Origin of the sequence: Arsukibacterium sp. (assembly GCF_018402695.1) — a bacterium.
Classification (GTDB): Bacteria; Pseudomonadota; Gammaproteobacteria; order Enterobacterales; family Alteromonadaceae; genus Alishewanella.
This window is the reverse complement of record NZ_JAGYIM010000009.1, coordinates 131,374-155,231: the sequence shown is the minus strand read 5'-3', so window position 1 is coordinate 155,231 and position 23,858 is coordinate 131,374. Positions and strand designations below refer to the sequence as shown.

Genomic DNA, 23,858 nt, shown 5'->3' with positions numbered 1-23,858 from the left:
TAGAACACTAGTTATTTAACCACGGCTGCGAATACCAGTAAAAATAGCCTTTTTTACTGAGTGACGGCGCAGTACAGTTATAGCGGCTGCGGCCGCGATTAACCGGCTTGCTAGCCGTGACTTCAAAAGTACTGTCATCCAGCCATTTGGGTTCCAGGGTTTCAGTGCCGGCATAACAACGTAGTTGTTGTGGCAGGAAGTCTGCGATGTTGAGTTTCAGGCGCAGCGTAGGTGGGTTGGCGCTTATTTGCTGATCAGCCGCCAAATAATCAGAAATATCAAAGGCGAGGGTGCGCAATTTCTGAGCCAGTTTAGAGAGATCAGCATACTGACCCGCCGCCGGGTAACGCGGGATCCGGGTAAGCAGGGTAGCAGGGCCAATCGCGCCGGATTGCTGACCAATTCCGATGAACCCAAGCTTTTTAACCAATGCTTCAAGCGTGTTGTTAAACTCACCGTAGGGGTAGGCCAGCCATTGATGACTCTGGCCGGTTTCCTGTTTTATCCGCCGTTCAGCCTGCAGAATATTCTGCTCCATCCGGGCCAGCCAGTCGGCTTCGCTTTCACCAGGCTGCCGCCTGGTCATATGCTCGTGATTCATCGCGTGGTTAGCGACCAACACGCCGTCAGCGGCCATTTTTCTGACCTGCTCCCAGCTAAGCACCGGACCCACCCGATTGTCGATACTGCCAGGGCTGATAAAAATGGTATAGGGGTAGCCAAACTCCATCAGGATCGGATGCGCGGTGGTGTAGTTATTTTCAAAACTGTCGTCAAAGGTAATGACTACCGCATTGTCGGCAATGGGCTCACCATTTTTCAGTTGGTTAACCAGTTTATCCAGGCCAATAACCTGAAAGTTGTGGTCTTGCAGGTATTGCAAATGCTGGCGTAACTCGTCAGCAGTGACACTGCTGACGCGGGGGGTATCATCAGCGACATGGTGGTAAATCAGCATTACGGCCGCCTGAGCTGGCGACAGTAAGCCTAGCAGAATACTTAAGCTGGCAAAAAAGATAACAAAAAAACGCATAAAAAACCCCGGAAACTGACCTGCACCAGGGCTGTTATATCATAATTGGCTGTTGGCTTAATAGTATGAGTGTTCGCCACGCTGGTGTTCGGTAATATCGCGAACGCCATTTAGTTCACCGGTGAACCGGGCCAGCAATTCTTTCTCTATACCTTCTTTCAGGGTCAAATCGACCTGAGAGCAACCATTACAGCCCCCGCCAAATTGCAGTACTGCGACGCCATCGTCAGTTAACTCCATCACCGATACCCGGCCACCATGGTTCGCCAGTTGCGGGTTAATCTCGGCATCAATGACATACTGGACCCGCTCCATTAATGGCGCGTTGTCATTCACCTTGCGCACTTTGGCGTTCGGCGCTTTTAACGTAAGCTGAGAGCCCATCTGATCGGTTACAAAATCAATTTCGGCGTCTACCAGAAAGGGTTTGCTCTCTGCATCAACCACAGCGTTAAAGCCGTTAAATTCAATTTGGATGTCGGTCTCTTCAATGGCATCGGCCGGACAGTAAGATACGCCACACTCGGCTTGAGCCGTGCCAGGGTTAACAACAAATACCCGGATGCTGGTACCGGCAGCTTGTTTTTCCAGCAGCTTTGCAAAATGGGCTTGCGCCTGTTCTGAAATAGAAATCATCTTAGTACCTGACTAAATTACTAGGTTAATGGCTATCATACTCCGAGTCTGGCGCTGATGCCAGCCCTGCTTGAGTTTTGCTGCAGTTTCTGGCTAACTGGGCGCGCAAAAAAATTAAAGGAAACAGGCATGAAACTGAGTGTAGTGGTTTTTTTCGCACTCTGGGCCGTATCGGCGCAGGCGCAGTATTTTAATGAGCCGGTAGACTCCAGGCTACCCGCTCCGCAACAAACCCTTGGCCACCCGGTGGGTGACTGGCATGCCCGGCATGATCAGATCCAGCGTTATTTCGAGCAACTGGCCAGCCAGTCCGATAAAGCCATGCTAGAGGTGATCGGCTACAGCCACGAACAACGACCATTGCTGCAACTGGTTATTTCATCGCCTGAAAATTTACGCCGGTTAGACGACATCCGGCAACAACATTTGCAGCAGGCTAAACAGGACCAAAGCATCGCCAGCGATGCGCCAATTGTTATCTGGCTGGGTTATGGTGTGCATGGCAACGAACCCAGTGCTGCCAACGCAGCTCTGGTTCTGGCGCATTATTTAACCGCGGTGGAAACTGAAGAGGTGGCTGCCTGGCTCAGCCGGGCGGTTATTCTAATTCAACCCAGCCTGAATCCGGATGGTCATGATCGGTTCGCGTCTTGGGCAAATATGCACAAGGGCAGTAAGCCGGTTGCTGATCCGCAGCACCGTGAGCACATTGAACCCTGGCCAAATGGCCGGCCTAACCACTATTGGTTTGATTTAAACCGTGACTGGTTATTGCTACAGCATCCGGAAAGTCAGGCGCGGATTGCCCAGTTTCAGCAATGGTTACCCAATGTGGTCGGTGATTTTCATGAGATGGGCACTAACAGCAGTTATTTTTTCCAGCCAGGGATCCCGAGCCGAAATTACCCGCTAACCCCGGAACGCAATTTTGAATTGACTGCGGCTATCGCAGAGTTTCATGCCGCGGCATTTGATGAGCAAGCGCAACTGTACTATAGCGAAGAAAGCTTTGATGACTTTTATATCGGCAAAGGCTCCACCTACCCGGATGTAAACGGTAGTGTCGGTATCTTGTTTGAACAGGCAAGCAGCCGTGGTCACTTGCAGGAATCGATAAATGGTCTGCTGAGCTTTAGCGATACCATCAAAAATCAGTTTACTGCGTCGCTGTCGACCATTCGTGGTGCGGTGGCAAAGCGTCAGGAGCTGTTAGCTTACCAGCAGGAGTTTTATCAAAGTGGCTTGACTCAGGCCAAAGCTGATAAAACCAGGGGTTACATGCTGACGGATGACGGTGATCAGAGCCGGCTGCAAGCCTTACTGGATTTGTTGCAGCGCCATCATATTGCCGTTTACCCGTTGCGACGTGACTGGCAGGACGGTGATGTTAAATATCAGGCGGGGCAGAGTTTTTTTGTGCCGTTGCAACAATCTCAATACCGCTTGATTAAGGCGGCATTCTCTACCGAAAAAAACTTTAAAGACAACACTTTCTATGATGTGTCCAGCTGGACCTTGCCCTATGCCTTCAATATCGAGTTTAAGGCAGTAAGCCGCGAGCCTGGCCGGGCGCTGGCCAGTGAGCAATGGCAGGCTACACCGCAACTGAAAACACAGTTAACCGCCGGGGCTTACGCTTATGCATTCAGCTGGCAGGACCAACAGGCACCCTTGTTGTTGCAGGCTTTACTGACCGAAGGTGTGGTAGTGCGCTCAGCGCTGCATAATTTCAGCGCCCTGACCAATGACGAAACGGTGCAGTTTCAACCCGGCACTATGCTGATTGCTGCCGGCTTGCAGCAGGACAAAGACTGGTTCAGCCATTTGCAGCAAATACAGCAGCAATATCCGGTTAAAGTCCATGCGATTCGCAGCGGCCTGACCCCCGAGGGCAGCGATTTAGGCAGCCATAATTTTGCAGTGATTAAAAAACCGGAAGTGCTGCTGATTGCCGGACCCGGAGTAAACTCAACCGAAGCGGGCGAAGTATGGTACAACCTTGAACGCTTAGCCGGTATTTCGCCCAGCATGGTTGAACCTGAACGCTTAAGCCGGATTAACTTAAACCGCTATAGCCATATTATTCTGGCAGATGGCAACTACCGGCAATGGCAGGACAGCCAGATTAAGCAGCTGAAACAGTGGACTGAGCAGGGCGGTGTATTGTGGGGTCATAAAGATGGCGCTGCCTGGCTGGCCAATGCAGGTTTGTTGCAGGCAGGGGTCTGGCAGGGTAAGGAGATGCAACAACTTATTCCGCAGCAGGATTTAAGTTACGCTGACCGCGAAGCGCTGGCTGCGAAACGCCGGATTGCCGGGGCCATTTTCAGTGCTGAGCTTGATCTCAGCCATCCATTAACATTTGGCGTACCCCGGGCGCGTTTACCGTTGTTTAAAAATGACATTATGTTGCTTCAGCCCAGTAGCTCACCCTTTGTCAATGTGGCGTTGTACAGTCAGAGTCCGCATTTAGCCGGTTACAGCGCCAGTGAGTATGTACCAAAAATAGCCCAGGGCGCGGCGATTATTGCCCATAACCTGGGCCGGGGCCGGGTTATTGGCATGACGGATAACCCGGTATTCCGCGGTTACTTTTTCGGTTCCAGCCGCATTCTGATTAACGCCATGTATCTGGGTAACAGCTTCAATGCACCGATTCAGAGTGAGTAACCCGGAGGTGGTGTAACAGCCAGGGTCCAGACGCTGACTGTGCTGACCCCGGCCCGGCGCAATAGTCTGGTCAGGGCGTTAGCTGTCGCGCCGGTGGTTATTACATCATCGACCAATGCAATATGCGTTGGCAGCGCTGCCGTTTGCGGCTTAAGACTGAATGAACGTCGCAAATTGCGTAGCCGTTGCCGCCGGTTAAGACCGCGTTGGCTGTGGCTGGCAGATTTACTGAATAACGCGAGTACCGGTATTTGCAATTGTTGCCCCAATGCTTCTGCCAGCACCTTGGCCTGATTAAACCCCCGTTGTCGTTGTTTGCGCCAATGCAGGGGCACAAAAGTCAGGGCTTGCGGCATTGGCATACTATTACTTTTGCAGCCTAGCAGTAGTAAACACATTTGCTGTTGCAATAACTGGCCTGCGGCTAAATCGGTATAGTATTTCCAGCGTGGTATCCAGTGCTGGTAGGGTTGCTGATAGTGCGCCAGGCAAAGTAAGCGATCAAATTTAGCACCTTTTAAACCCCGCGCGACTGCGGGTAGCAACAATAAATTGTTGTGGCAAAGCGCGTAGGGTAGCCTGGGCAGGGCCGCCTGACAGTAATCACAAAGTTGTTTGCCGGGCTCTGCAAGCGGTAAACTGCACCACATACACTGGCCTGGCAGTAAATAATGCCAGCAGCGGCGAAATATAGCAGCAAGCGAATTAAGCATAAAATTAACGTCAGGGAAACATAAAAGCAGCATGGCAGAATTTCGCAAAACTGACAAACCTGTGCTGGTACTTCTGCATGGCTGGGGCGTAAATCAAGGTGTCTGGCATACTTTGCTGGCTGATATTCTGCCAACAGTGCAGGTGCTGCCGCTGGATATTCCGGGATTTGGCTTAGCGCAACAACTAGCTGAACCCTACAATTTCGACACTGTACTGGCTGAATTGGCAAGACAAATTCCAACTAATAGCCTGCTCTGTGGCTGGTCACTGGGCGGGCTGTTGGCGATTGCTTTGGCTAAACGTTATCCGGCAAAAGTGCGTCAGCTGGCGCTGATTGCGGCAACACCATGCTTTTTACAGCATCCTGGCTGGCCGGGCATGAAAGCGGCAGTGATGCAGCAGTTTGCCCAGTCGTTGCAGCGTGATTTAGCTCAGACTATCGGCCGTTTTTTAGCGATCCAGGCGATGGGCTCAGCAACGGCCAAGAGTGACGCCGCAGCGCTTAAACAGGCGATAGCTGCGTTTCCACAAGCCAGCGCTACGGCGTTGGCCGCCGGGCTGGAATTTCTGACCAGTAAGGACTTGCGCCAAGATTTTGCTGGGTTGACCCAGCCTGTAGTGGGCTGTTTTGGCGGGCTTGATTCGTTGGTGCCGGCGGCAGTTGTCTGTGAATTGCAAAAATTGCTACCGGCTGCTGAATTGACGGTGCTGGCTAAAGCATCACATGCGCCGTTTATTTCTCACCGGTCTGCATTTCTTGACTGGCTTAATGATTGGCTGACAGCGGCAACACCGGCTTGCGACTAAGCGACTTTCTTTTTAGCTCATTTTGGTCAATAATTAAACATTATTTAGGTGAGAGGAGGCAATGATGGAGATTCAATCAGCATTTAATGCCGGTTTGCAGGGATTTCAACGTGCTTCAGCGGGTGTAACAGAGGCCACCGTTAATATTAACCGGCAAACCACTGCCAATCAGCAGCAGGTTGCTGCTGCTGAAACGGATGTGCGCCAGGCAGAAGCGCCGGAACAAAACCGGCCGACCCAGTCACAAGCACCCTCAGTTGAACAAAGCCTGGTGCAGTTAACCAACGAGACCCGTACTGCAGAAGCAAACGTACGCTCTGTTCAGGCGGCTGATGAAGCGCTGGGCACTATTATTGATGTCCGGGTGTAAGCTAAATGCAAATTACCTCCTATTATCCAAACGTCAGCATAAATACGGCAAACCCACCGACTGAGTTAGCCCGCCGTGATATGCAACGACGTGAACTGGTAGAACCGGTTCGGGAAATGGATAAAGGTAAGGCAGAACGGGCGGTGGCCACTGAGGAAAAAGGCCGCAGCAGCAATAATGCTGGTTCAGTAAGCAGCTATGACGCCAGCGGTAAATCGAACGAAACGCAACAGGCAATCGAAGGCCGGCCAGAGCAGTCCGGAGATAACAGTCAGCAACAGCAGCGGGACGAGGCAGAGCAACAGCAGCAACAAGCTGAGCAACAGGAAGTCAAAGAGTTGCAGGCCAGAGACCAGGAGGTCCGCAGCCATGAGCAGGCGCACGCCAGTATTGGTGGACGCTATGCCAGTGCGCCCAGTTACAGTTACGAGCAGGGCCCGGATGGCAGGCAATATGCTGTCGGGGGAGAGGTGCAAATAGATATTGCACCGGTAGCCGGGGATCCGCAGGCTACCATTCAGAAAATGCAGCAGGTTAAGGCGGCAGCGTTAGCGCCGGCAGAACCGTCGTCAGCCGACCGGCGAATTGCCGCTGAAGCCAGCCAGCGCTTGCTGCAGGCGCAAACTGAATTGGTCGCAGAAAAAACTGCGCCGGCACAGGCAAACGCGTCAGGCGGTAACGAGCCGGCAGCAGAGGGCCAGCCAAGCGCCGCCATTGATAACTCACAAATTCGCTATGACAATGAGGCAATCAGCAATAACAGCCCGGCAGCAGGGTTGGTATTCCCTGAGTTTGATACCCTGGCTCAAATGCAGCGTCGTGGCCAGGTGATCAGCCGGTTTTATCAGCTGGCGACAGAACCTGCGCAGCGACCGCTGCGCCAGCAAGCCTGATCAAGTATTCCAGCTAAGTCACCCTATCACTTTTTAAACTTTGCCAGGGCTTCAGCAAAGGCATTGCCCATAGCGGCATTGCCAGGTTCGGCTTTCACCGCCTTTGGCGCAGGCCGGTTGGTTTTGGCATTGTTCTGATTAGCCGGTCTGGTTGCTGGCTTGTTCTGATTTTCAGGCTGTGCTTGCTCATCCAGTCGCATCGTCAAAGCGATTCGTTTACGGTTAATATCAACCTCAAGTACTTTAACTTTGACAATGTCACCCGCTTTTACCACCTGATGCGGATCGCTGACAAACTTATCGGTTAACGATGAAATATGGACCAAGCCATCCTGATGCACCCCGATATCGACGAAAGCACCGAAATTGGTCACATTGGTAATGACACCTTCCAGCAGCATACCCGGTTTCAGATCGTGCAGTGTTTCCACACCATCTTTAAAGCTGGCTGTTTTAAATTCAGGCCGCGGATCACGGCCAGGTTTATCCAGCTCTTTCAAAATATCGCTGATAGTGGGCAAACCAAAATGCTCATCCACAAAGGCAGCCGGATCAATACTGCTTAAAAAGCTGCTGTTACCAATAACGGCGGTAACAGGCTGTTGTGCTGTTTTTAGAATTTTCTCTACCAGCGGGTAGGCTTCCGGGTGCACTGCCGAGGCATCCAGCGGGTTGTTGCCGTTATTGATCCGTAAAAAGCCGGCGGCTTGCTCGTACGCTTTGGGCCCGAGCCGCGGGACTTTCAGCAACTCTTTGCGCTCATTAAAACGGCCATTTTCATCGCGGTATTGCACAATATTCTGGGCCAGGGTTTTATTTAAACCGGCGACCCGGGCCAGCAACGCGGCAGAGGCCGTGTTTAAATCTACGCCAACGGCGGTAACACAATCTTCGACCACGGCATCCAGCGAGCGGGTCAGCAGGCTTTGATTGACATCATGCTGATACTGACCAACCCCAATGGCTTTAGGCTCAATTTTTACCAGCTCGGCCAACGGGTCCTGCAAACGCCGGCCAATAGATACGGCCCCACGTAGTGATACGTCGAGATTTGGAAATTCCTGTGCCGCTAATTCTGATGCCGAATAAATTGAGGCACCAGCTTCAGAGACCATTACTTTACTCAGGCTATCGTTACTAACCGCTTTAATTACCTCAGCAGCCAGTTTGTCAGTTTCGCGCGAGGCCGTGCCATTACCAATGGCAATCAGCTCGATTTTATGTTGCTGGCATAACTGACTGAGAGTGCGGACAGATTTATCCCACAAGTTTTGCGGCGCATGGGGGAAGATAGTACTGTGGGCCAACAGCTTACCGGTTTCATCAATCACCGCGCATTTAACCCCGGTACGCAGGCCCGGATCCAGTGCCAGGGTGCGGCGCATACCTGCCGGTGCGGCCATCAATAAATCGGCCATGTTGCGGGCAAATACCTTGATAGCCTCCAGCTCAGCCCGCTCGCGCAGCTCACTGAGTAAGTCGTTTTCCAGATGTAAATGCAGTTTTACTTTCCAGGTCCACTGCACGACTGTGCGTAAAAACGTATCGGCTGGCCGTTGTTGCTGGCGTATGTCAAAGTGGTCGGCCACCATTTGCTCGCACAGGGCATGGGCATTAGCTTCGTCGCTGTCAGGTAACAACTGCAACTGCAATACCCCTTCATTGCGGCCACGAAACATCGCCAGGGCGCGATGCGACGGGATATTTTTCCATTGTTCGGTATGACTGAAGTAATCACGGAATTTAGCGCCTTCCTGCTCTTTGCCGGCAACGACGGTACTTTTTAATACCGCATCACGGCTAAGCTTGGCCCTCAACCGAGCCAGCAGGGTGGCATCTTCGGCGAACCGCTCCATTAAAATAAACTTCACCCCGTCCAGTACGGCTTTGACATCAGCAAAGCCGGCATCGGCATTAAGATAGGCCACAGCCTGTTGCTCAGGATCCTGCTCCGGGTGAGCAACAATGGCATCAGCTAACGGGGCTAAACCAGCTTCAATTGCCATTTGGCCTTTAGTGCGACGTTTAGCTTTGTAAGGCAGGTATAAGTCTTCCAGCCGGGTTTTGTTATCAGCAGCCAGAATGTCGCGTTCCAGTTCTGCGCTAAGCTTACCTTGCTCGGCAATAGTTTTTAAAATAACCTGACGCCGCTCTTCCAGTTCGCGCAGGTAATTCAGTCGTTGATCAAGTAAACGTAATTGCGTATCGTCCAGCGCGCCGGTGGCTTCTTTGCGGTAGCGGGCAATAAAGGGCACGGTGGCACCTTCATCTAAAAGGGCGATAGCTGCAGCCACCTGTTCTGGCCTGGCGGCTATTTCGCTGGCTATTTGCTTAACAATCATTGACATAACTATAAAATCCTTCGACTTTGCGGCCCTGTGGCGGGCAAAGTATGATACGAAATATGAAGAGCAGGGTGAATTGTCTACTTTCAGCATGAAAAAATCCAATCTGATTACACGTGAAGGCTACGATATTTTGGAGCGGGAGCTTCGTTACCTTTGGAAAGACGAGCGGCCGCGGGTCACTCAGCAGGTTGCTGACGCTGCTGCGCTGGGCGATCGCTCTGAAAATGCAGAGTATATTTATGGTAAGAAACGGCTGCGGGAAATTGATCGTCGGGTACGGTTTCTGACCAAGCGACTGGAGCAGCTACAGATAGTGTACCCTTCGCCAAAACAGCAGGGCAAAGTGTACTTTGGTGCCTGGGTGCAACTGGAAGATGAAACAGGCGATTTGAAAAATTACCGGTTGGTGGGCCCAGACGAATTTGATTTGCGCCTTAATAAGTTGAGTATCGACTCGCCGCTGGCCAGGGCCATACTGGGTAAATCGCTGGATGATGAGGTGAAAGTCGTTACGCCTGCCGGTGAGCAGTGGTATTTGATTACAGCAATCAGCTATCAGTCGTCAACAGACAAAGAATAATGTACTGGTTAAAAAATGTACTATACTGAAACTGGATTTTAGCTTTATGGGAGGGCCTTAAAATGAAATCCCGACGTCAGCTATACCTGTTAATACCCGCCGCCCTGCTAACGGCTTGCAGCACGACACCAGCACAGTATGCGATGGAACCTGATTACGACTATATCCAGAAAGTGGAAACCTCGAGCAAGTACAGTACCCATGCTGCCCAGATTTACTGGGTTAATCCGCCAATGAAACGTCAGCAGTCAACGACAAATCAGCAAGATTGAAAAATTTTGTAACACAGTTTAACCGCCATGGTAGTAACAATGGCGGTTTTTTCGTTTATAGTGAGAAAAAACAACGGAAGCATGTGTGATGACCAGCCAGGAAACTCTGAAAATTATTGTAGTTGATGATGATTTACGTTTGCGCGCTTTACTTGAGCGTTATCTGGTTGAGCAAGGTTATCAGGTTCGCAGCGTCGGTAACTATGAGCAAATGCAGCGGTTGATGGAGCGTGAGCATTTTCATCTGGTGGTACTTGATTTAATGCTGCCGGGTGAAGACGGTTTGTCTATTTGCCGTAAGTTACGTCAGCAAAATAATGATGTGCCCATTATCATGCTCACTGCCAAGGGCGATGAAGTGGACCGGATTATCGGTCTGGAAATGGGGGCTGACGATTATCTGCCGAAACCCTTTAACCCGCGCGAGCTACTGGCGCGGATCCGAGCCGTGTTGCGGCGTAAAAGTAAAGACTTACCCGGTGCACCATCGCAGGAAGAAACCGTTATCAGCTTTGGCCCATTTACGTTTAATCTGGCGACTCGTGAGATGCGCAAAGGCGACCAGCCGCTGCCGCTGACCAGTGGCGAGTACGCTGTGCTGAAAGTGCTGGTCAGCCATCCGCGTGAGCCGCTGTCTCGCGATAAACTGATGAATCAGGCCCGCGGCCGTGATTATTCGGCGATGGAGCGTAGTATAGATGTGCAGGTGTCGCGATTAAGACGGATGCTGGAAGACGATGCCACGAACCCGCGCTACATTCAAACCGTCTGGGGCTTGGGCTATGTATTTGTGCCAGACGGCAGCATTGCCTGATGCGTTTGCTACCTCGTAGCGCCTTCGGTCAGACAGTATTTTTAATTGGTTTTTTATTGCTGATTAATCAGCTCGTGTCCTATGTGTCGGTGGCACTGTATTTTATTAAACCGACTACGCAGCAAATAAACCACTTAATTGCCAAGCAAATTAAGGTGGTTTTTATTGATGTGGGCCAGAACACGCCGGTACTGTCTGATGAACTGACCCGCCGTTTCAGTCAAGCAACCGGTATTGAGGTTTATAGCGACGCTGAGGCAGTGCAGCAGGGGCTGGCCAATGCCCGTTACTATGGCTATTTTTCAGAGCAAATGTCGGCTGAACTCGATGGTGAAGCTGAAGTGCGGATTGAGCAGGGCGCCGCTTTTGCGTTCTGGGTAAAGCCACCACAAGCGCCGGACTATTGGGTAAAAGTGCCGTTATCTGGCCTGGACGAAACAGATTTTTCGCCACTGACGTTTTATTTACTACTTATCGGTGTGTTAAGTGTCGGTGGTGCCTGGGTTTTTGCCCGCCACTTAAACCGGCCTTTAAAATCGTTGCAGCAGGCGGCGTTACAGGTTGGCCGTGGCGATGTTCCGCCGCCGTTAAGTGCAGACAAAGGCTCCACCGAAATTATCTCCGTGATCCGGGCCTTTAATTACATGGCGGAAGGTATAAAAAGGCTGGAACAGGACCGGGCATTGTTAATGGCCGGGGTATCGCATGATTTACGTACGCCACTGACCCGGATCCGCCTGGCCTCAGAAATGATGACTGAGCAGGACAGCTGGATCCGCGATGGCATTGTCAACGATATCGATGATATGAATGCGATTATCGACCAGTTTATTGATTTCTTACGCCATCATAAGCAGGAAAGCCTGCAAAGCGTCAGTTTGAACGAACTTATAGACGAGCTGGTGCTGGCCGAGCAGGTTCAGCAACGTCATTTTATTACCGAGCTCGATCCGAAACTGCCGGCTATAATGTTGCGTAAAATAGCGATAAAACGGGTATTGAATAACCTATTGGAGAATGCGCTTCGCTACAGTGATGGCGACATTGAAATACGTACCGGTTATGAAAAAAGTCGCAAACAGGTATATCTGGAAGTGCGGGATCACGGTCCGGGTATTCCGGAGCATAAAATGGACGCAATGTTTACGCCTTTTACCCAGGGTGATGAAGCCCGCGGCAGTGGAGGCTCAGGTTTAGGCTTAGCCATTATAAAGAAAATTGTCGATACCCATCAGGGCAGCATCAGTTTATTTAATCATGCCCATGGTGGCCTGGTGGTCAGGGTTTATTTGCCTGTAAAAGCAGCCTTGTAAATCATATACATTCATAATCAATCCTGTAAGTTGCAGCAGCCAGAAGGCAATGGTTCTGGCGCTGCTGTCAACATTTGGTAACGAAGTTAGCATTGTTGCTACTATTTTTTACACTGTCTTGTCGCAAATTCTTACAATTGCAAAATTACATCTGATTACATCTGTGATAAAACAAAGTGTGCCTTACTAAAATGAATACATCTGAAACGGCATTCTGCTTTTTGCGAATCGCATCGTACAAAAGCAACTAATCAACATTGTCTGGGCTTTGTGCCGCACCCTCTGCGGCAGCCAGTCATTGTCAAAAAAATATAAAAGTACGCTTGCAGTACAATTAGGAGTACACCTTGGGAACCATGAATAAAGCCCTTCTGGCCACAGCGGTCAGCCTCGCAATTTCAGGCATGGCCAATGCCGGGATATCAAAAATAAAACCTGCCAATCATCAGAGTGTTCACGAATTATTTGGCGACGTAACAGTAAGTTTGCAAGAGCAAGCGCCTTCAGCCTGGTATGTATTGTTAAAGGCACCTGCGGCAAGCTATGCGTTGCAGGGTGAGAGCTTTAACCAGGCTCAGGCACAGCAACTGACACTGGAAGCTGAAACTGTTCAGCAACGCGTAAGCCAGGTTCTGTTCAACCTCAACCCGGATGCACAGGTCCTGACAAAAACCACCAGACTGGCTGTCGGCATGGTCATTACTGCAGATGCAGCTACGTTGCAGGCGTTAAAGCAAAATGCGCTGGTTGCCGATATCATGCCGGTATATGACAGTGAACTGCATGTTGCCGATTCTGCAGAGTATATCAAAGCCGCACAAACCGTTCAGTCTGGAAAAGCGACAGGTGCGGGCGTAAAGGTCGCGATATTAGATAGTGGTGTTGACTTTACTCATGCTGCTTTTGGTGGTGCGGGAACACCAGAAGCCTATGCAGATGCTTTTGCAGACCAAACTGCGCCGATGTGGCCACAAGGTCAGGTCAAGGGTGGCTTCGATTTCGTTGGCAACGATGCCAACCCGATCGATCCAATTAATGATGGAATAGGCGTAAATGGCGGTGGCCATGGTACTTCAGTTGCTCATTCTGTAACGGGTATTGCACCGGGCGTTGATCTATACGCTTATAAAATTTGTACCAGAAGCTGTTCTGGCGCTAATCAAATTGCAGCATTAGAAGCGTCGATGGACCCCAATGGTGATGGCAACCTGGCTGACCGTGTTGACGTTATCAATATGTCACTTGGTGGTGAGTTTGGCTCAACCTCAACTATTTCAGGTACACAATTTCTGATCCAGCGCGCGTCTGATTTGGGCGTGAATATGGTTATCTCTGCGGGTAACGATGGCAATGTGCCTTTCCGTGTAGGTGGTCCAAGTACTACACCTAATGCGTTATCTGTTGGCGCCATGTCTCACCCGACAACATCAGTTGGTGTTTTCAGCTCGACTGAAATCGGTGGCGAGTCTGCTGTGATGGTAGCGGCCGGATTTAATCCGACTTTCGATTTTTCCTTTAATTCTGCTGATACGCCGCTCGTATTGGTGCCAGGCGAATATACTGCTTGTGACCCATTGGCAGAAGATGCTGATCTGACAGGTAAAGCTGTATTAGTATCCCGTGGCGTCTGTGCCTTCTCAGAGAAAGTACTAAATGCGCAGGCGCGTGGCGCTGCCTTCGTTATTATTGCCAACAGTAACCCGGGTGAAGCACCAATCGTTGCCGGTGGTGATGGTACCGGCATCACCATTCCTACTGTGATGATCAGCAAAGAGGTTGGTGATGCAATTCAGGCAATGCTGCTTGACGATATGGAAGTAAGTTATGCCATTACCTCTGAAGCCCGTTCGGGGGCCGGTGCGGTAGCAGGCTTTAGCTCGCGTGGTCCGTCGATGAGTGGCCTGTTAAAACCAGAAATCACTGCCCCAGGCGTTGATATTATGGTGGCTGATGTTGGCACAGGTGATGGTTTAGCGCCGGCAACGGGAACGTCGTTTTCTGGTCCTATTACGGCCGGTGCGGTTGCTTTACTTCGCGAAGCAATGCCTGAGCGTAATGCAGCTGAAATTAAAGCAACGTTAATGAACAGCGCTAACCTGAATGTCTTTATGGAAGCCCCGGCTATTAATCCGGACGCTGCTGCTGCACCTATCAGCTTGATTGGTGCGGGTTTGGTCGATGTTGAAAAAGCCGTCAATCTGCCGGTAGCTGCCTGGGTTCATGAACCCGCTTTCGAAACCCGCCAAGCTGCTTTATCATTCGGTCTGCAAACCTTAACTGAAGTAAGCAGCATGACCAAAACGGTCACACTGAAAAACTTCAGTATGCAAGAGCGTACTTACCAATTGTCTGTGGAAGATCGTTTTGCGGACAAAACGGCTACCGGAGCAACCAGTTGGGAACATCCGGCTACAGTTATGGTGCCAGCTGGCCAAACTGTACAGTTTGATGTGACGTTAACTATTGACCCATCGAAGTTACCTGCGTTTGGTCTGGTTAATCAATTAACCTGGCAAGATGTTGGGGCTGCTGCGGCGTTAAGTCAGGCCGAGTTTGATGGCGCACTGGTGTTTAACGATACCAGCACCAGCGGCGAGCAAGACTTACACATGGTATACCATGTTATTCCTAAACCTTCAGCTCAGTTGTCGCTTGGCAGTGAAATGGTTGGTGAGGAGCTGATTAATACTCTTACCAATACTGGCGTCGTTCCGGTTGAGCCGGTTGCTTCGGCTTTGGTGGCCACCTCTGAGCTTAACGCCGATGTTATGCCGCAACACGATATTACCGCTATTACGCTGAATGTTGATGAAGCGGCCTGGTGTAGCACGGGTTATGCCGCTTATCCTACTTTCCATCTGGCTGGTGGCATTAACCATTTATTGCAAGGTAACTATGCAGTTGACTTAGACATAAATGGTGATGGTGTACTGGACTACACCATGAACACCTTGCTGGTAACCCGACTGGGGCAAGCTTATGCCGCGTTCCCGGGGGCAATGGTGTCCTTCAACACCCGCTTTGGCGTGTTGTCAGGCCAGCTGGGCGATGTTATTCACTATGCCGGTGGTAAACAGGTAACGCTGGAGTCGTGTCTGGAAGATATCGGTCTGACTGCCGACGATATCGGTAGCGACATTGTTGCCCGCTTCCGGACTAACGCCAACAGCTATTCGTTGAACCCGGCTAATACGGCAGATGAGCTGGTGAGCCTGGTCCGCGTTGAGCTAACCCCGCAAATTAGCTTATCGTCTGAAGCCGTGCCGGCAACAGCCGACAATGCAGATGAAACAGACGTGGATACTACCGTGGACACTCTGGCTGCCGGCGAAAAAGCCTACGTGGTGCGTGACGCCGGTGACAACCGTAGCTTTGTGATGTTGTCTGCTCAGGCCGAAGCGGTTGCGATAGCAGATTTTAACGCTGCAGTCGCAGAGCCGGTTGTCGCTGCCGGGCAACGGATTATGGTTGATGAAAATGCCAGTAACGGCAGTGTGGTTGGCCAGGTTGTAGCGACCAGTGATTTCAGAACCGTTATTACTGAAATCGTTACGTTAGCCAGCAGTTCTAATGCCTTGAGCATTAGCAGCAATGGTGAGGTAGTCGTTGCCAATGCTGAGGCGCTCGACTACGAAGCCGGGATGACAGAGGTTACGTTTGAAGTGGCGGCAATGGATGCTAATGGTGCGGTTTCTGCACCGGCAACAGTGACTGTTCAGATTAACAATGTACCTGATGAACAACCCGCTGTTACAGTAAATGTCACCAGCAATGACGTGCTGATTGGCAGTGCTGCCGGCACGGTGCTGGGTAACGTAGCAGTTGAGGTCACTGAAGCTGATGCCAGCCTGGTTTCAGTCAGCACCAACAATCCACTGTTTAAAGTCGAAAATGGTCAGCTTATGTTAGCCAGAATGCCGGTTAAATCTGACGTCCGGGTACACACGGTAACGGTGACAGCCACCGACAGCTCAGGGATGCGCGGCACGGCTAATGCTCAGGTAACTGTCAATAAAGGCTCAGGCGGCAGTTTTGGTGTGTTTGGCTTACTGTTACTACCTTTAGCCTTGCTGCGTCGTCGTTCTAAAGCAAACTAAGCTGTAGTAGCAACATAATGTTGTTAAATGAAAACGCCCCGCAGCAGCGGGGCGTTTTTATTACAGTTGATTGCTGATTTGCTGTAACTCTTCTGCGCTGAACTGATACTGCTGATTGCAGTACTCACAAGTCATCTCCAGTTTACCTTCGGCAATATGCTCGCCAAGTGCTTCTTTGCCAATACTGTACAGAGCGCTTTCACATTTCTGGCGGGAACAGCCGCAAACAAACCTGACATCCTGCGCCGGAAACAACTCAACCTGCTCCTGGTGAAACAACCGGTACAGCATCTGTTCGGCGGGCAGCGTCAGCAACTCATTGGCCGTTACGGTATCAGCTAACACGACCAGCTCGGCAAAATCGGCGGCAGCTTGTTGCGGCTCAACCGGCAGCACTTGCAACATCAGGCCAGCGGCACTGTTCTGCTGCGAAATGTCAGTAAAAATGTACAAGCGGGTCGGTAATTGTTCAGACTGGGCGAAATAGCCTTCAAGGGTGCTGGTCAGGGTATCGCCGGTTAGTGGAATAATACCCTGATAGCGCTCACCCTGGCGAGGGGTGATAGTGACAATCATATAACCCTCACCCATTAACTCGCGAAAGCTATCACCACTGAGTTCAGCTTGCAGTCGTACCACCGCTCGGAAATTCTGCTGGTTATCGCCATTTACTGCAGCAAACTTAACCGGGCCATCGCCTTGTAATTGCACAGCAATTTCGCCATCAAACTTCAGCGTGGCGGTTATTAAACTGGTCGCCACCACGAGTTCAGCCAACAATTTTTTCACCGGTAACGGGTAATGATGATTTCGCAGCATCTGGTCCAGGCTGTCTGCAACCTGCACCAGTTCGCCTCTGACATGTTTTTGTTGAAACAAAAAGCGGTGTAACTTATCCGGGTTCATAACATCTCTCTTACTGCTTGGATTTTAAAAGTAATAACTGGCGGCGCATTTTTTTATCCGGTTTAGTGTCCGGGTGCGGGGCAAACAGGCTGTTGGTTTTACGCAATTCAGCCCGGGCCAGACGTTGTTCGGTGCTGGCTTCAGTTTCCTGATATAAAGCCTGGGCCAGTGGCGCGGCCAGGCGTCTTTCTGATAAGCCCACTACGACTACTGTTTTTTCATCGCTGCCCTGTGCCAGCTTCACTGTGGCGCCGATCTCGACCTGGCGGCTTGCTTTGCAGCGCTGGTCATTGTAGTGTACTTTGCCGCCTTCAATCATGGTTTTAGCCAGGGCGCGGGTTTTGTAAAATCGACACGCCCAAAGCCATTTATCCAGCCTGATGCTGTCATTTTGTTGGGTTTTGGCTTGCGTTGTTGTCATATTTAACCTGTATGCTGAACTGAATGTGCATTATAGTGCCAAACGACTGGCGAAGCGTAGTCCCGCTATTATTTTTGCTGTTAGTAAGTTGTGAAAATATGTGCAGGCTCTTGTTGGCAAGCCGACAACTGAGTAAGATGAAATCGAATTTATTATAAGAAAGCTGAAATGAACCTGTCCTTGTCGATGCAAGATTTTAACCGCTATAGCCAGCGTCTGCCGGTCAGTACTATCCGCAAGGTACTGAATCTGGTTCTGGTCCTTCTGCTCGCCTGGCTGCTGGCACGGTTCAGCTGGCAGTTAGTTCCAACGCCTGAACTGGCAAGCCCGGGGCCATTGCAGCCGGCGGCAGATACTGCGGCGGGCAAGGCTTCCACCCATATTGACCAGCTGCTGAGTTATCCTCTTTTCGGCAAGGTTACCGCTGAGCCCGAACAAGCCGCGCCGGTAGTGACTGAAGCACCAAAAACCCAATTGAATGTCAAGTTAACCGGGGTGGTGGCCCAGGCAGATCCAAACAGTGGCAGCGCTATTATTGAAAGCCGCGGCAGTGAAGGTACCTACGCTATTGACGATACTATTGACGGTACCAATGCGGTCCTTAAACAGGTATTAATTGACAGGGTGCTTATTCAGCAAGCGGGTCGCTTTGAAACCCTGATGCTGGACGGCATTGAATATACCAAAATGGCCCAGGCTAATGCCGGGTTAGGTCGGGAAGATAACCCTGAGCCTGCATATGAAAATGAACTGGTTGCATTGCCGCAGGCCGAAGCACCTGCCTTGGATGAAAGCGAGTTAGGCATAAGCCGCGATGAGTTGCTGGCAGAGCCAATGAAATTTTTTGATTATGTCCGGGTATCGCCGCAGCACCGGGATGGTGAGTTGGTTGGCTATCGGTTAATGCCTGGCAAAGACCCGGCATTATTCAATCAGCTGGGGTTACAGCAGAACGATTTAGCTGTTGAGATCAACGGCATACCGCTTAATGATATGCAGCAGGCAATGCGGGTGATTAATGAGCTCCGAGATGCCACTGAAGCGGCAATTAAAATAGAACGGGACGGCGAAACCAGAGATATTCTGTTTAGTCTGTCGCAATAACATAATTAGATAACTATTGGTTAATTTCTCATGATATCAGGTGGTTTTTTCAGGGGTTCAGCGCGTTCCATAGCCGGTTTTCTGGCGGGTGCTGTATTAAGTTTTGCCGTGTTGGCCGATGATACTGAACAAGTGCAGTATTCACCTAATTTTAAAGGCACTGATATTAACGAGTTTATCAATATCGTTGGTATGAACCTGAAGAAAACCATCATTGTTGACCCGCAGGTACGGGGCCGGATAAATGTCCGCAGTTATGAAATGCTGAACGAGGAGCAGTACTATCAGTTCTTTTTAAATGTGCTGGAAGTATATAGCTTTGCTGTGGTGGAAATGGAAAGCGGCATTTTAAAAGTGGTCCGGAATAAAGATGCCAAAACCTCGAATATCCCGGTGGTAGGCGACGATGCCCCGGGCTACGGCGATGAAATGGTGACCCGGGTAGTGCAGGTTCGCAACGTCTCTGTGCGCGAGTTGGCGCCTTTGCTGCGCCAGTTCAGTAACCAGGCCGGTGGTGGCCATGTGGTTAACTATGACCCATCGAACGTGATTATGATGACTGGCCCGGCGGCAGTGGTAAACCGGATTGTCGATATTATTCAACGGGTTGATAAAGCCGGCGATCAGGAGCTGGAAATATTAAAGCTGGAATTTGCCTCAGCCGGCGAAATTGTCCGCATTCTGGAAAATATCTATAAAAGCCAGGGCCGGGCGGAGCAGCCTGATTTTCTGATCCCGAAAATTGTCGCCGATGAGCGAACCAACAGCGTTATTGTCAGTGGCGAGTTGCAAGCACGGCAGCGGGTGATTGAGCTGGCTAAGCGGCTGGATGCCGAGCTGAAAACCAGCGGCAATACCCGGGTTTATTATTTAAAGTACGCTAAAGCAGAAGAATTAGTGCCGGTACTGAAAGGCGTTAGTGACTCTATCGTGGCAGAAGTGCAAGGTGGCGCTGGTGGTGCGGCTGGTTCACAGGGCGCCCGGCGTAGCCAGGGTACTGGCCGGGAAATTAGTATCGAAGCGCATGCCGACAGTAACTCGCTGGTGGTAACCGCCCAGCCCGATATGATGCGGTCGTTAGAAGATGTCATCCGGCAGCTGGATATTCGCCGCGCTCAGGTGCTGGTAGAAGCTATTATTGTCGAGGTATTTGAAGGCGATGGCACTGATTTTGGGGTGCAGTGGCTGAACGCCAATGGCGGTGGTACTAATTTCAGCAATGGTAATACCATTCCGATTATTGGCGTAGCGGCCGGGGCTGCTCAGGCCTCACAGGTTACCCCAGGCTCAACCACCACCACGATTGTTGATGGTGTGCCGGTAACTCAAACGTCACCTGATTCAAACCGCGACTATTCGATGTTAGCCGAGGTGTTAAGCGGTTTGAATGGCGCTATGCTGGGTTTTTATCGCGGCGACTGGGCTGCCATTTTACAGGCTGTACGCACCAGCACCAATTCTAATGTATTAGCAACACCCCATATTACTACCATGGATAATCAGGAAGCGTTTTTTCTGGTAGGCCAGGAAGTGCCGGTGATTACCGGCTCGACTACCGGTTCAAACAATACCAACCCGTTCCAGCAGGTGCAGCGGCAGGAAGTGGGTATTAAGCTGAAAGTTACCCCGCAGATAAACGAAGGCAATGCCGTTCAGCTGACTATTGAGCAGGAAGTGTCTAGTATAGGTGGCGCTACGCCGGTCGATATCACTATTAATAAACGCGAAATTAAAACCACGGTAATGACCGACGATGGTGCTACCGTCGTTCTTGGCGGCTTAATTGATGAAGATGTCCAGGAAAGTGAATCCAAGGTGCCGCTGCTGGGCGATATACCCTTGTTAGGCCATTTATTTAAATCGACCAGTGTCACTAAGCAGAAGCGTAACCTGATGGTGTTTATTAAAGCTACCATCGTCAGGGAAGGCTCTGCTATCTCTGGTATTTCCAAGGCCAAATATAACCATATTCGTGCTGAGCAATTACTGCGTGAGGAAGAGGGTATCCGCTTAATGCCGAATACCAAACAGGTGGTACTGCCGGAATGGGATGATTCACTGGCTCTGCCACCGACCTTCGATCGCTTTATGGAAGAACAACAGCAGCAACCGGCTGAGCAGCAGCCCGCTACCGGAAGCCGCGACTGATGGAAGACCTGGTAGCAGAAGAAGAGGTTAAACCGGTTAGCAGCCGTATCAGGTTGCCATTCAGCTTTGCCAAGCGCCATGGCGTGCTGCTGCAACAACAGCAGGATGGCTGGTTGTTATATGTGCAACCAACCACCCGGCCTGAATCAGTGCTGGAAGTGCGGCGCTTACTGGCAGAAAGTTTTTCCGTAACGTCGTTGTCAGCGACGGAATTTGAAGCCTTGCTGGAAGCCAGCTATCAGCGCGATTCTTCCGAGGCACAGCAACTGATGGAAGACATTGGCAATGAAGTTAATCTGGCGTCATTAGCCGATGATATTCCGGAGACAGAAGACTTACTGGAAAACGAAGACGACGCGCCAATTATTAAACTGATCAATGCCATGCTCGGTGAGGCGATTAAACTTGGTGCCTCGGATATTCACATTGAAACCTTTGAAAAGGCGCTGATTATCCGCTTCCGGGTCGATGGCCTGCTGCGTGAAGTACTGCGGCCTAACCGGCGCTTATCCAGCTTGCTGGTGTCGCGGATTAAAGTTATGTCGAAAATGGATATTGCTGAGAAGCGGGTGCCGCAGGATGGCCGGATTAGCCTGAGAATTGCCGGCCGCGCTGTCGATGTGCGGGTGTCTACCATGCCGTCAAGCCATGGTGAGCGCGTGGTATTACGATTACTGGATAAAAATAACTCTCATTTGAATCTGGCCGATTTAGGCATGACCCTGGCGGTGCAACAGGCGTTTTCCAAACTTATTTTAAAACCACACGGCATTATTCTGGTTACCGGTCCCACCGGCTCAGGTAAAAGTACTACCTTGTACGCCGGGCTGACTGAAATTAATACTAAAGATCGCAATATTCTGACTGTTGAAGACCCGATAGAGTATGAGTTGGAAGGTGTAGGCCAGACTCAGGTTAATACTAAGGTTAATATGACGTTTGCCCGCGGCCTGCGGGCAATACTTCGCCAGGACCCGGACGTGGTAATGGTGGGTGAAATCCGCGACCTTGAAACGGCACAAATAGCGGTGCAAGCCAGTTTAACCGGCCACCTGGTATTGTCTACTCTGCACACTAATACAGCAGCCGGCGCCATTACCCGGCTGGAAGATATGGGGGTAGAAGCCTTTTTATTATCCTCAAGCCTGCTGGGTGTATTGGCTCAGCGTTTAGTACGTACGCTGTGTAGTCACTGTAAAGAGTTGCATGACCCCGACAAAGAAGAGCGCAATTTACTGGGTATCAGCAAAAAAGACGGCCAGCAGATTTTCCGTGCTAAAGGCTGTGAACATTGCAACTATACCGGTTACCGTGGCCGAACCGGCATCCATGAATTGTTACAGGTGGATGAGACCATTCGCGAAATGATCCATAACGGCAAAGGTGAGCAGTCAATCGAGAAATATGCCCGGGCCCATTGTCCCAGTATCAGGGTCGATGGTTTTAGCAAAGTGCTGGCCGGTGAAACCACTCTGGAAGAGGTATTGCGGGTTACCCGCGAGGATGTGTAATGGCCGCATTTGAATATCTGGCACTCGATTTACGCGGCAAAAAAAATAAAGGCGTGTTGGAGGCCGACAACGCCCGTCACGCCCGGCAAATGCTGCGGGAGCAAAAACTGCAGCCGCTCAGTGTTGAATTAGCCTCGCAACAGGAAAAACTGGTTGCGTCGGGTCGAAAATGGCTAAGCCGGAAAATCTCTGCTGCAGAGCTGGCGTTACTAACCCGGCAGCTGGCGACACTGGTGGAAGCCGCTCTACCCATTGAAAGCGCGCTGCTGGCGGTAGCCGAACAGTGTGAAAAACCGCGCTTACAAAACATGATGATGGCAGTACGCTCTAAAGTCGTCGAAGGCTATACCCTGGCCGAAGGCCTGGCGGAATTCCCGCATGTGTTTGACCATTTGTTTCGCTCGATGGTGGCAGCAGGTGAGAAGTCCGGCCATTTAGAGCAAGTGCTGAACCGGTTGGCCGACTATACTGAGCAGCGTCAGCATATGCGCAGCCAGATTTTACAGGCGTTGTTGTATCCGATCATTTTAACCTGTTTCGCGGTTTTAGTGATCAGTATTTTGCTGGCGGCCGTGGTGCCAAAAATAGTCGGTCAGTTTGAACATATGGGCCAGTCATTGCCGGGTACCACGTTGTTTCTGATAGCGGCCAGTGATTTTATCCGTAACTACGGTATTGTGGTGCTGGTCGCTATCATGCTGGCAGCGGTATTCTGGCAGCGGGCATTACGTAAGCCTGAGCTGAAATACCGCTGGGACCGTTTTACCTTGCGCCTGGGCATGTTCGGCAAGGTAAGCCGCGGCCTGAATACCGCCCGGTTTGCCCGTACCTTAAGTATCCTGAATGCCAGCTCAGTGCCACTGCTCGAAGCCATGCGGATAAGTGCCGATGTGCTTAGCAATAGCTATATGAAAGAAGCGGTGGCTGAGGCCACAGGCCGGGTACGTGAAGGTACCTCGCTTCGAAATGCACTGGAACAAACCAAAATGTTTCCGCCGATGATGCTACATATGATTGCCAGCGGGGAAAAAAGTGGCCAGCTTGACAGTATGCTGGAGCGGGCAGCGAACGCCCAGGATAAAGAATTTGAATCGCTGGTAACGGTCTCGTTAAAAGTATTTGAACCTGTGCTGGTATCAGTGATGGCGGGCATGGTGTTATTTATTGTAATGGCAATATTACAGCCCATTTTAGCGTTAAATAATATGGTAGGTGGATAAG

19 protein-coding genes are annotated in these 23,858 nt (G+C 50.8%); 13 read left to right on the top strand and 6 right to left on the bottom strand.

The annotated features are described in order from the left end of the window. Positions 1-7: 7 nt before the first annotated feature. Positions 8-1,033, bottom strand: a complete 1,026-nt coding sequence (locus KG631_RS02805) for a polysaccharide deacetylase family protein (RefSeq protein WP_213995115.1) — start codon at positions 1,031-1,033, stop codon at positions 8-10. 57 nt (positions 1,034-1,090) lie between these two features. Then, positions 1,091-1,669, bottom strand: a complete 579-nt coding sequence (gene nfuA / locus KG631_RS02800) for a Fe-S biogenesis protein NfuA (protein ID WP_213995114.1) — start codon at positions 1,667-1,669, stop codon at positions 1,091-1,093. 129 nt (positions 1,670-1,798) lie between these two features. On the opposite strand from nfuA, the gene KG631_RS02795 reads away from it, so the two are divergent. Then, the gene (locus KG631_RS02795) at positions 1,799-4,339 is read left to right on the top strand and encodes a M14 family zinc carboxypeptidase (RefSeq protein ID WP_301003553.1); all 2,541 of its coding nucleotides are present in this window, start codon (positions 1,799-1,801) and stop codon (positions 4,337-4,339) included. On the opposite strand, the gene KG631_RS02790 is transcribed toward KG631_RS02795, so the two are convergent. After that, positions 4,327-4,989, bottom strand: a complete 663-nt coding sequence (locus KG631_RS02790; RefSeq protein ID WP_301003552.1) for a ComF family protein — start codon at positions 4,987-4,989, stop codon at positions 4,327-4,329. The two genes, KG631_RS02795 and KG631_RS02790, sit on opposite strands and share 13 nt — an antisense overlap. 94 nt (positions 4,990-5,083) lie before the next feature. On the opposite strand from KG631_RS02790, the gene bioH reads away from it, so the two are divergent. From bioH to KG631_RS02775, 3 genes are all read left to right on the top strand, one after another. Continuing rightward, positions 5,084-5,860 carry a pimeloyl-ACP methyl ester esterase BioH gene (gene bioH, locus KG631_RS02785; RefSeq protein ID WP_213995111.1) on the top strand — a complete coding sequence of 259 codons (777 nt, stop codon included), beginning with the start codon at positions 5,084-5,086 and terminating at the stop codon, positions 5,858-5,860. 64 nt (positions 5,861-5,924) lie between these two features. Next, the gene (locus tag KG631_RS02780) at positions 5,925-6,230 is read left to right on the top strand and encodes an excinuclease ATPase subunit (RefSeq protein ID WP_213995110.1); all 306 of its coding nucleotides are present in this window, start codon (positions 5,925-5,927) and stop codon (positions 6,228-6,230) included. Between the two features lie 5 nt (positions 6,231-6,235). Next, the gene (locus tag KG631_RS02775; protein ID WP_213995109.1) at positions 6,236-7,123 is read left to right on the top strand and encodes a putative metalloprotease CJM1_0395 family protein; all 888 of its coding nucleotides are present in this window, start codon (positions 6,236-6,238) and stop codon (positions 7,121-7,123) included. Positions 7,124-7,149: 26 nt separating this feature from the next. On the opposite strand, the gene KG631_RS02770 is transcribed toward KG631_RS02775, so the two are convergent. Then, positions 7,150-9,471, bottom strand: a complete 2,322-nt coding sequence (locus KG631_RS02770; RefSeq protein WP_213995108.1) for a Tex family protein — start codon at positions 9,469-9,471, stop codon at positions 7,150-7,152. Between the two features lie 73 nt (positions 9,472-9,544). Here KG631_RS02770 and greB point away from each other — a divergent pair, with 73 nt between their 5' ends. The 5 genes from greB (at position 9,545) to KG631_RS02745 (ending at position 16,547) form a co-directional block, all read left to right on the top strand. Further along, positions 9,545-10,051, top strand: a complete 507-nt coding sequence (gene greB / locus KG631_RS02765) for a transcription elongation factor GreB (RefSeq protein WP_365868087.1) — start codon at positions 9,545-9,547, stop codon at positions 10,049-10,051. A 62-nt stretch (positions 10,052-10,113) separates the two neighbouring features. Further along, entirely contained in the window at positions 10,114-10,323 is a 210-nt protein-coding gene (locus KG631_RS02760) for a hypothetical protein (RefSeq protein WP_213995107.1), read from the top strand. Positions 10,324-10,411: 88 nt separating this feature from the next. Beyond that, positions 10,412-11,137: a two-component system response regulator OmpR gene (gene ompR / locus KG631_RS02755; RefSeq protein WP_141397766.1), complete on the top strand. Its 726-nt coding sequence runs from the start codon at positions 10,412-10,414 to the stop codon at positions 11,135-11,137. Further along, on the top strand, positions 11,137-12,450 hold the full coding sequence (gene envZ / locus KG631_RS02750; RefSeq protein ID WP_213995106.1) for a two-component system sensor histidine kinase EnvZ: 1,314 nt from the start codon (positions 11,137-11,139) through the stop codon (positions 12,448-12,450). The genes ompR and envZ overlap by 1 nt, the downstream gene beginning before the upstream one ends. A 356-nt stretch (positions 12,451-12,806) precedes the next feature. Continuing rightward, positions 12,807-16,547 carry a S8 family serine peptidase gene (locus tag KG631_RS02745; RefSeq protein WP_213995105.1) on the top strand — a complete coding sequence of 1,247 codons (3,741 nt, stop codon included), beginning with the start codon at positions 12,807-12,809 and terminating at the stop codon, positions 16,545-16,547. A gap of 60 nt (positions 16,548-16,607) precedes the next feature. Here the strand turns inward: KG631_RS02745 and hslO are convergent, their stop codons facing one another. Continuing rightward, positions 16,608-17,453 (bottom strand): Hsp33 family molecular chaperone HslO, encoded by an 846-nt coding sequence (gene hslO, locus KG631_RS02740; RefSeq protein ID WP_213995104.1) that lies wholly within the window; start codon positions 17,451-17,453, stop codon positions 16,608-16,610. A gap of 10 nt (positions 17,454-17,463) precedes the next feature. Further along, positions 17,464-17,874, bottom strand: a complete 411-nt coding sequence (hslR, locus tag KG631_RS02735) for a ribosome-associated heat shock protein Hsp15 (protein ID WP_213995103.1) — start codon at positions 17,872-17,874, stop codon at positions 17,464-17,466. A 168-nt stretch (positions 17,875-18,042) separates the two neighbouring features. Between hslR and gspC the strand changes: the two genes are divergently transcribed. Genes gspC through gspF form a run of 4 tightly spaced genes read left to right on the top strand, consistent with a single transcriptional unit; the run spans position 18,043 to position 23,857 of the window. Further along, positions 18,043-18,978 carry a type II secretion system protein GspC gene (gene gspC / locus KG631_RS02730; RefSeq protein WP_301003551.1) on the top strand — a complete coding sequence of 312 codons (936 nt, stop codon included), beginning with the start codon at positions 18,043-18,045 and terminating at the stop codon, positions 18,976-18,978. Positions 18,979-19,008: 30 nt separating this feature from the next. Continuing rightward, the gene (gene gspD, locus KG631_RS02725; protein WP_213995102.1) at positions 19,009-21,126 is read left to right on the top strand and encodes a type II secretion system secretin GspD; all 2,118 of its coding nucleotides are present in this window, start codon (positions 19,009-19,011) and stop codon (positions 21,124-21,126) included. Continuing rightward, on the top strand, positions 21,126-22,637 hold the full coding sequence (gene gspE, locus KG631_RS02720) for a type II secretion system ATPase GspE (protein ID WP_213995101.1): 1,512 nt from the start codon (positions 21,126-21,128) through the stop codon (positions 22,635-22,637). The genes gspD and gspE overlap by 1 nt, the downstream gene beginning before the upstream one ends. Continuing rightward, the gene (gspF, locus tag KG631_RS02715; RefSeq protein WP_213995100.1) at positions 22,637-23,857 is read left to right on the top strand and encodes a type II secretion system inner membrane protein GspF; all 1,221 of its coding nucleotides are present in this window, start codon (positions 22,637-22,639) and stop codon (positions 23,855-23,857) included. Before gspE ends, gspF begins: the two co-directional genes overlap by 1 nt. The last annotated feature ends 1 nt before the right edge of the window (position 23,858 follow it).

Bases quoted from the DNA above. Each gene is read 5' to 3' on its own strand.
- nfuA (WP_213995114.1), bottom strand. From the start codon at position 1,669: ATGATTTCTATTTCAGAACAGGCGCAAGCCCATTTTGCAAAGCTGCTG.
- gspD (WP_213995102.1), top strand. From the start codon at position 19,009: ATGATATCAGGTGGTTTTTTCAGGGGTTCAGCGCGTTCCATAGCCGGT.
- KG631_RS02760 (WP_213995107.1), top strand. From the start codon at position 10,114: ATGAAATCCCGACGTCAGCTATACCTGTTAATACCCGCCGCCCTGCTA.
- envZ (WP_213995106.1), top strand. From the start codon at position 11,137: ATGCGTTTGCTACCTCGTAGCGCCTTCGGTCAGACAGTATTTTTAATT.
- gspE (WP_213995101.1), top strand. From the start codon at position 21,126: ATGGAAGACCTGGTAGCAGAAGAAGAGGTTAAACCGGTTAGCAGCCGT.
- KG631_RS02745 (WP_213995105.1), top strand. From the start codon at position 12,807: ATGAATAAAGCCCTTCTGGCCACAGCGGTCAGCCTCGCAATTTCAGGC.
- hslR (WP_213995103.1), bottom strand. From the start codon at position 17,874: ATGACAACAACGCAAGCCAAAACCCAACAAAATGACAGCATCAGGCTG.
- ompR (WP_141397766.1), top strand. From the start codon at position 10,412: ATGACCAGCCAGGAAACTCTGAAAATTATTGTAGTTGATGATGATTTA.
- KG631_RS02775 (WP_213995109.1), top strand. From the start codon at position 6,236: ATGCAAATTACCTCCTATTATCCAAACGTCAGCATAAATACGGCAAAC.
- KG631_RS02790 (WP_301003552.1), bottom strand. From the start codon at position 4,989: ATGTGGTGCAGTTTACCGCTTGCAGAGCCCGGCAAACAACTTTGTGAT.
- KG631_RS02795 (WP_301003553.1), top strand. From the start codon at position 1,799: ATGAAACTGAGTGTAGTGGTTTTTTTCGCACTCTGGGCCGTATCGGCG.
- KG631_RS02770 (WP_213995108.1), bottom strand. From the start codon at position 9,471: ATGTCAATGATTGTTAAGCAAATAGCCAGCGAAATAGCCGCCAGGCCA.
- gspC (WP_301003551.1), top strand. From the start codon at position 18,043: ATGAACCTGTCCTTGTCGATGCAAGATTTTAACCGCTATAGCCAGCGT.
- KG631_RS02780 (WP_213995110.1), top strand. From the start codon at position 5,925: ATGGAGATTCAATCAGCATTTAATGCCGGTTTGCAGGGATTTCAACGT.
- bioH (WP_213995111.1), top strand. From the start codon at position 5,084: ATGGCAGAATTTCGCAAAACTGACAAACCTGTGCTGGTACTTCTGCAT.
- gspF (WP_213995100.1), top strand. From the start codon at position 22,637: ATGGCCGCATTTGAATATCTGGCACTCGATTTACGCGGCAAAAAAAAT.
- hslO (WP_213995104.1), bottom strand. From the start codon at position 17,453: ATGAACCCGGATAAGTTACACCGCTTTTTGTTTCAACAAAAACATGTC.
- KG631_RS02805 (WP_213995115.1), bottom strand. From the start codon at position 1,033: ATGCGTTTTTTTGTTATCTTTTTTGCCAGCTTAAGTATTCTGCTAGGC.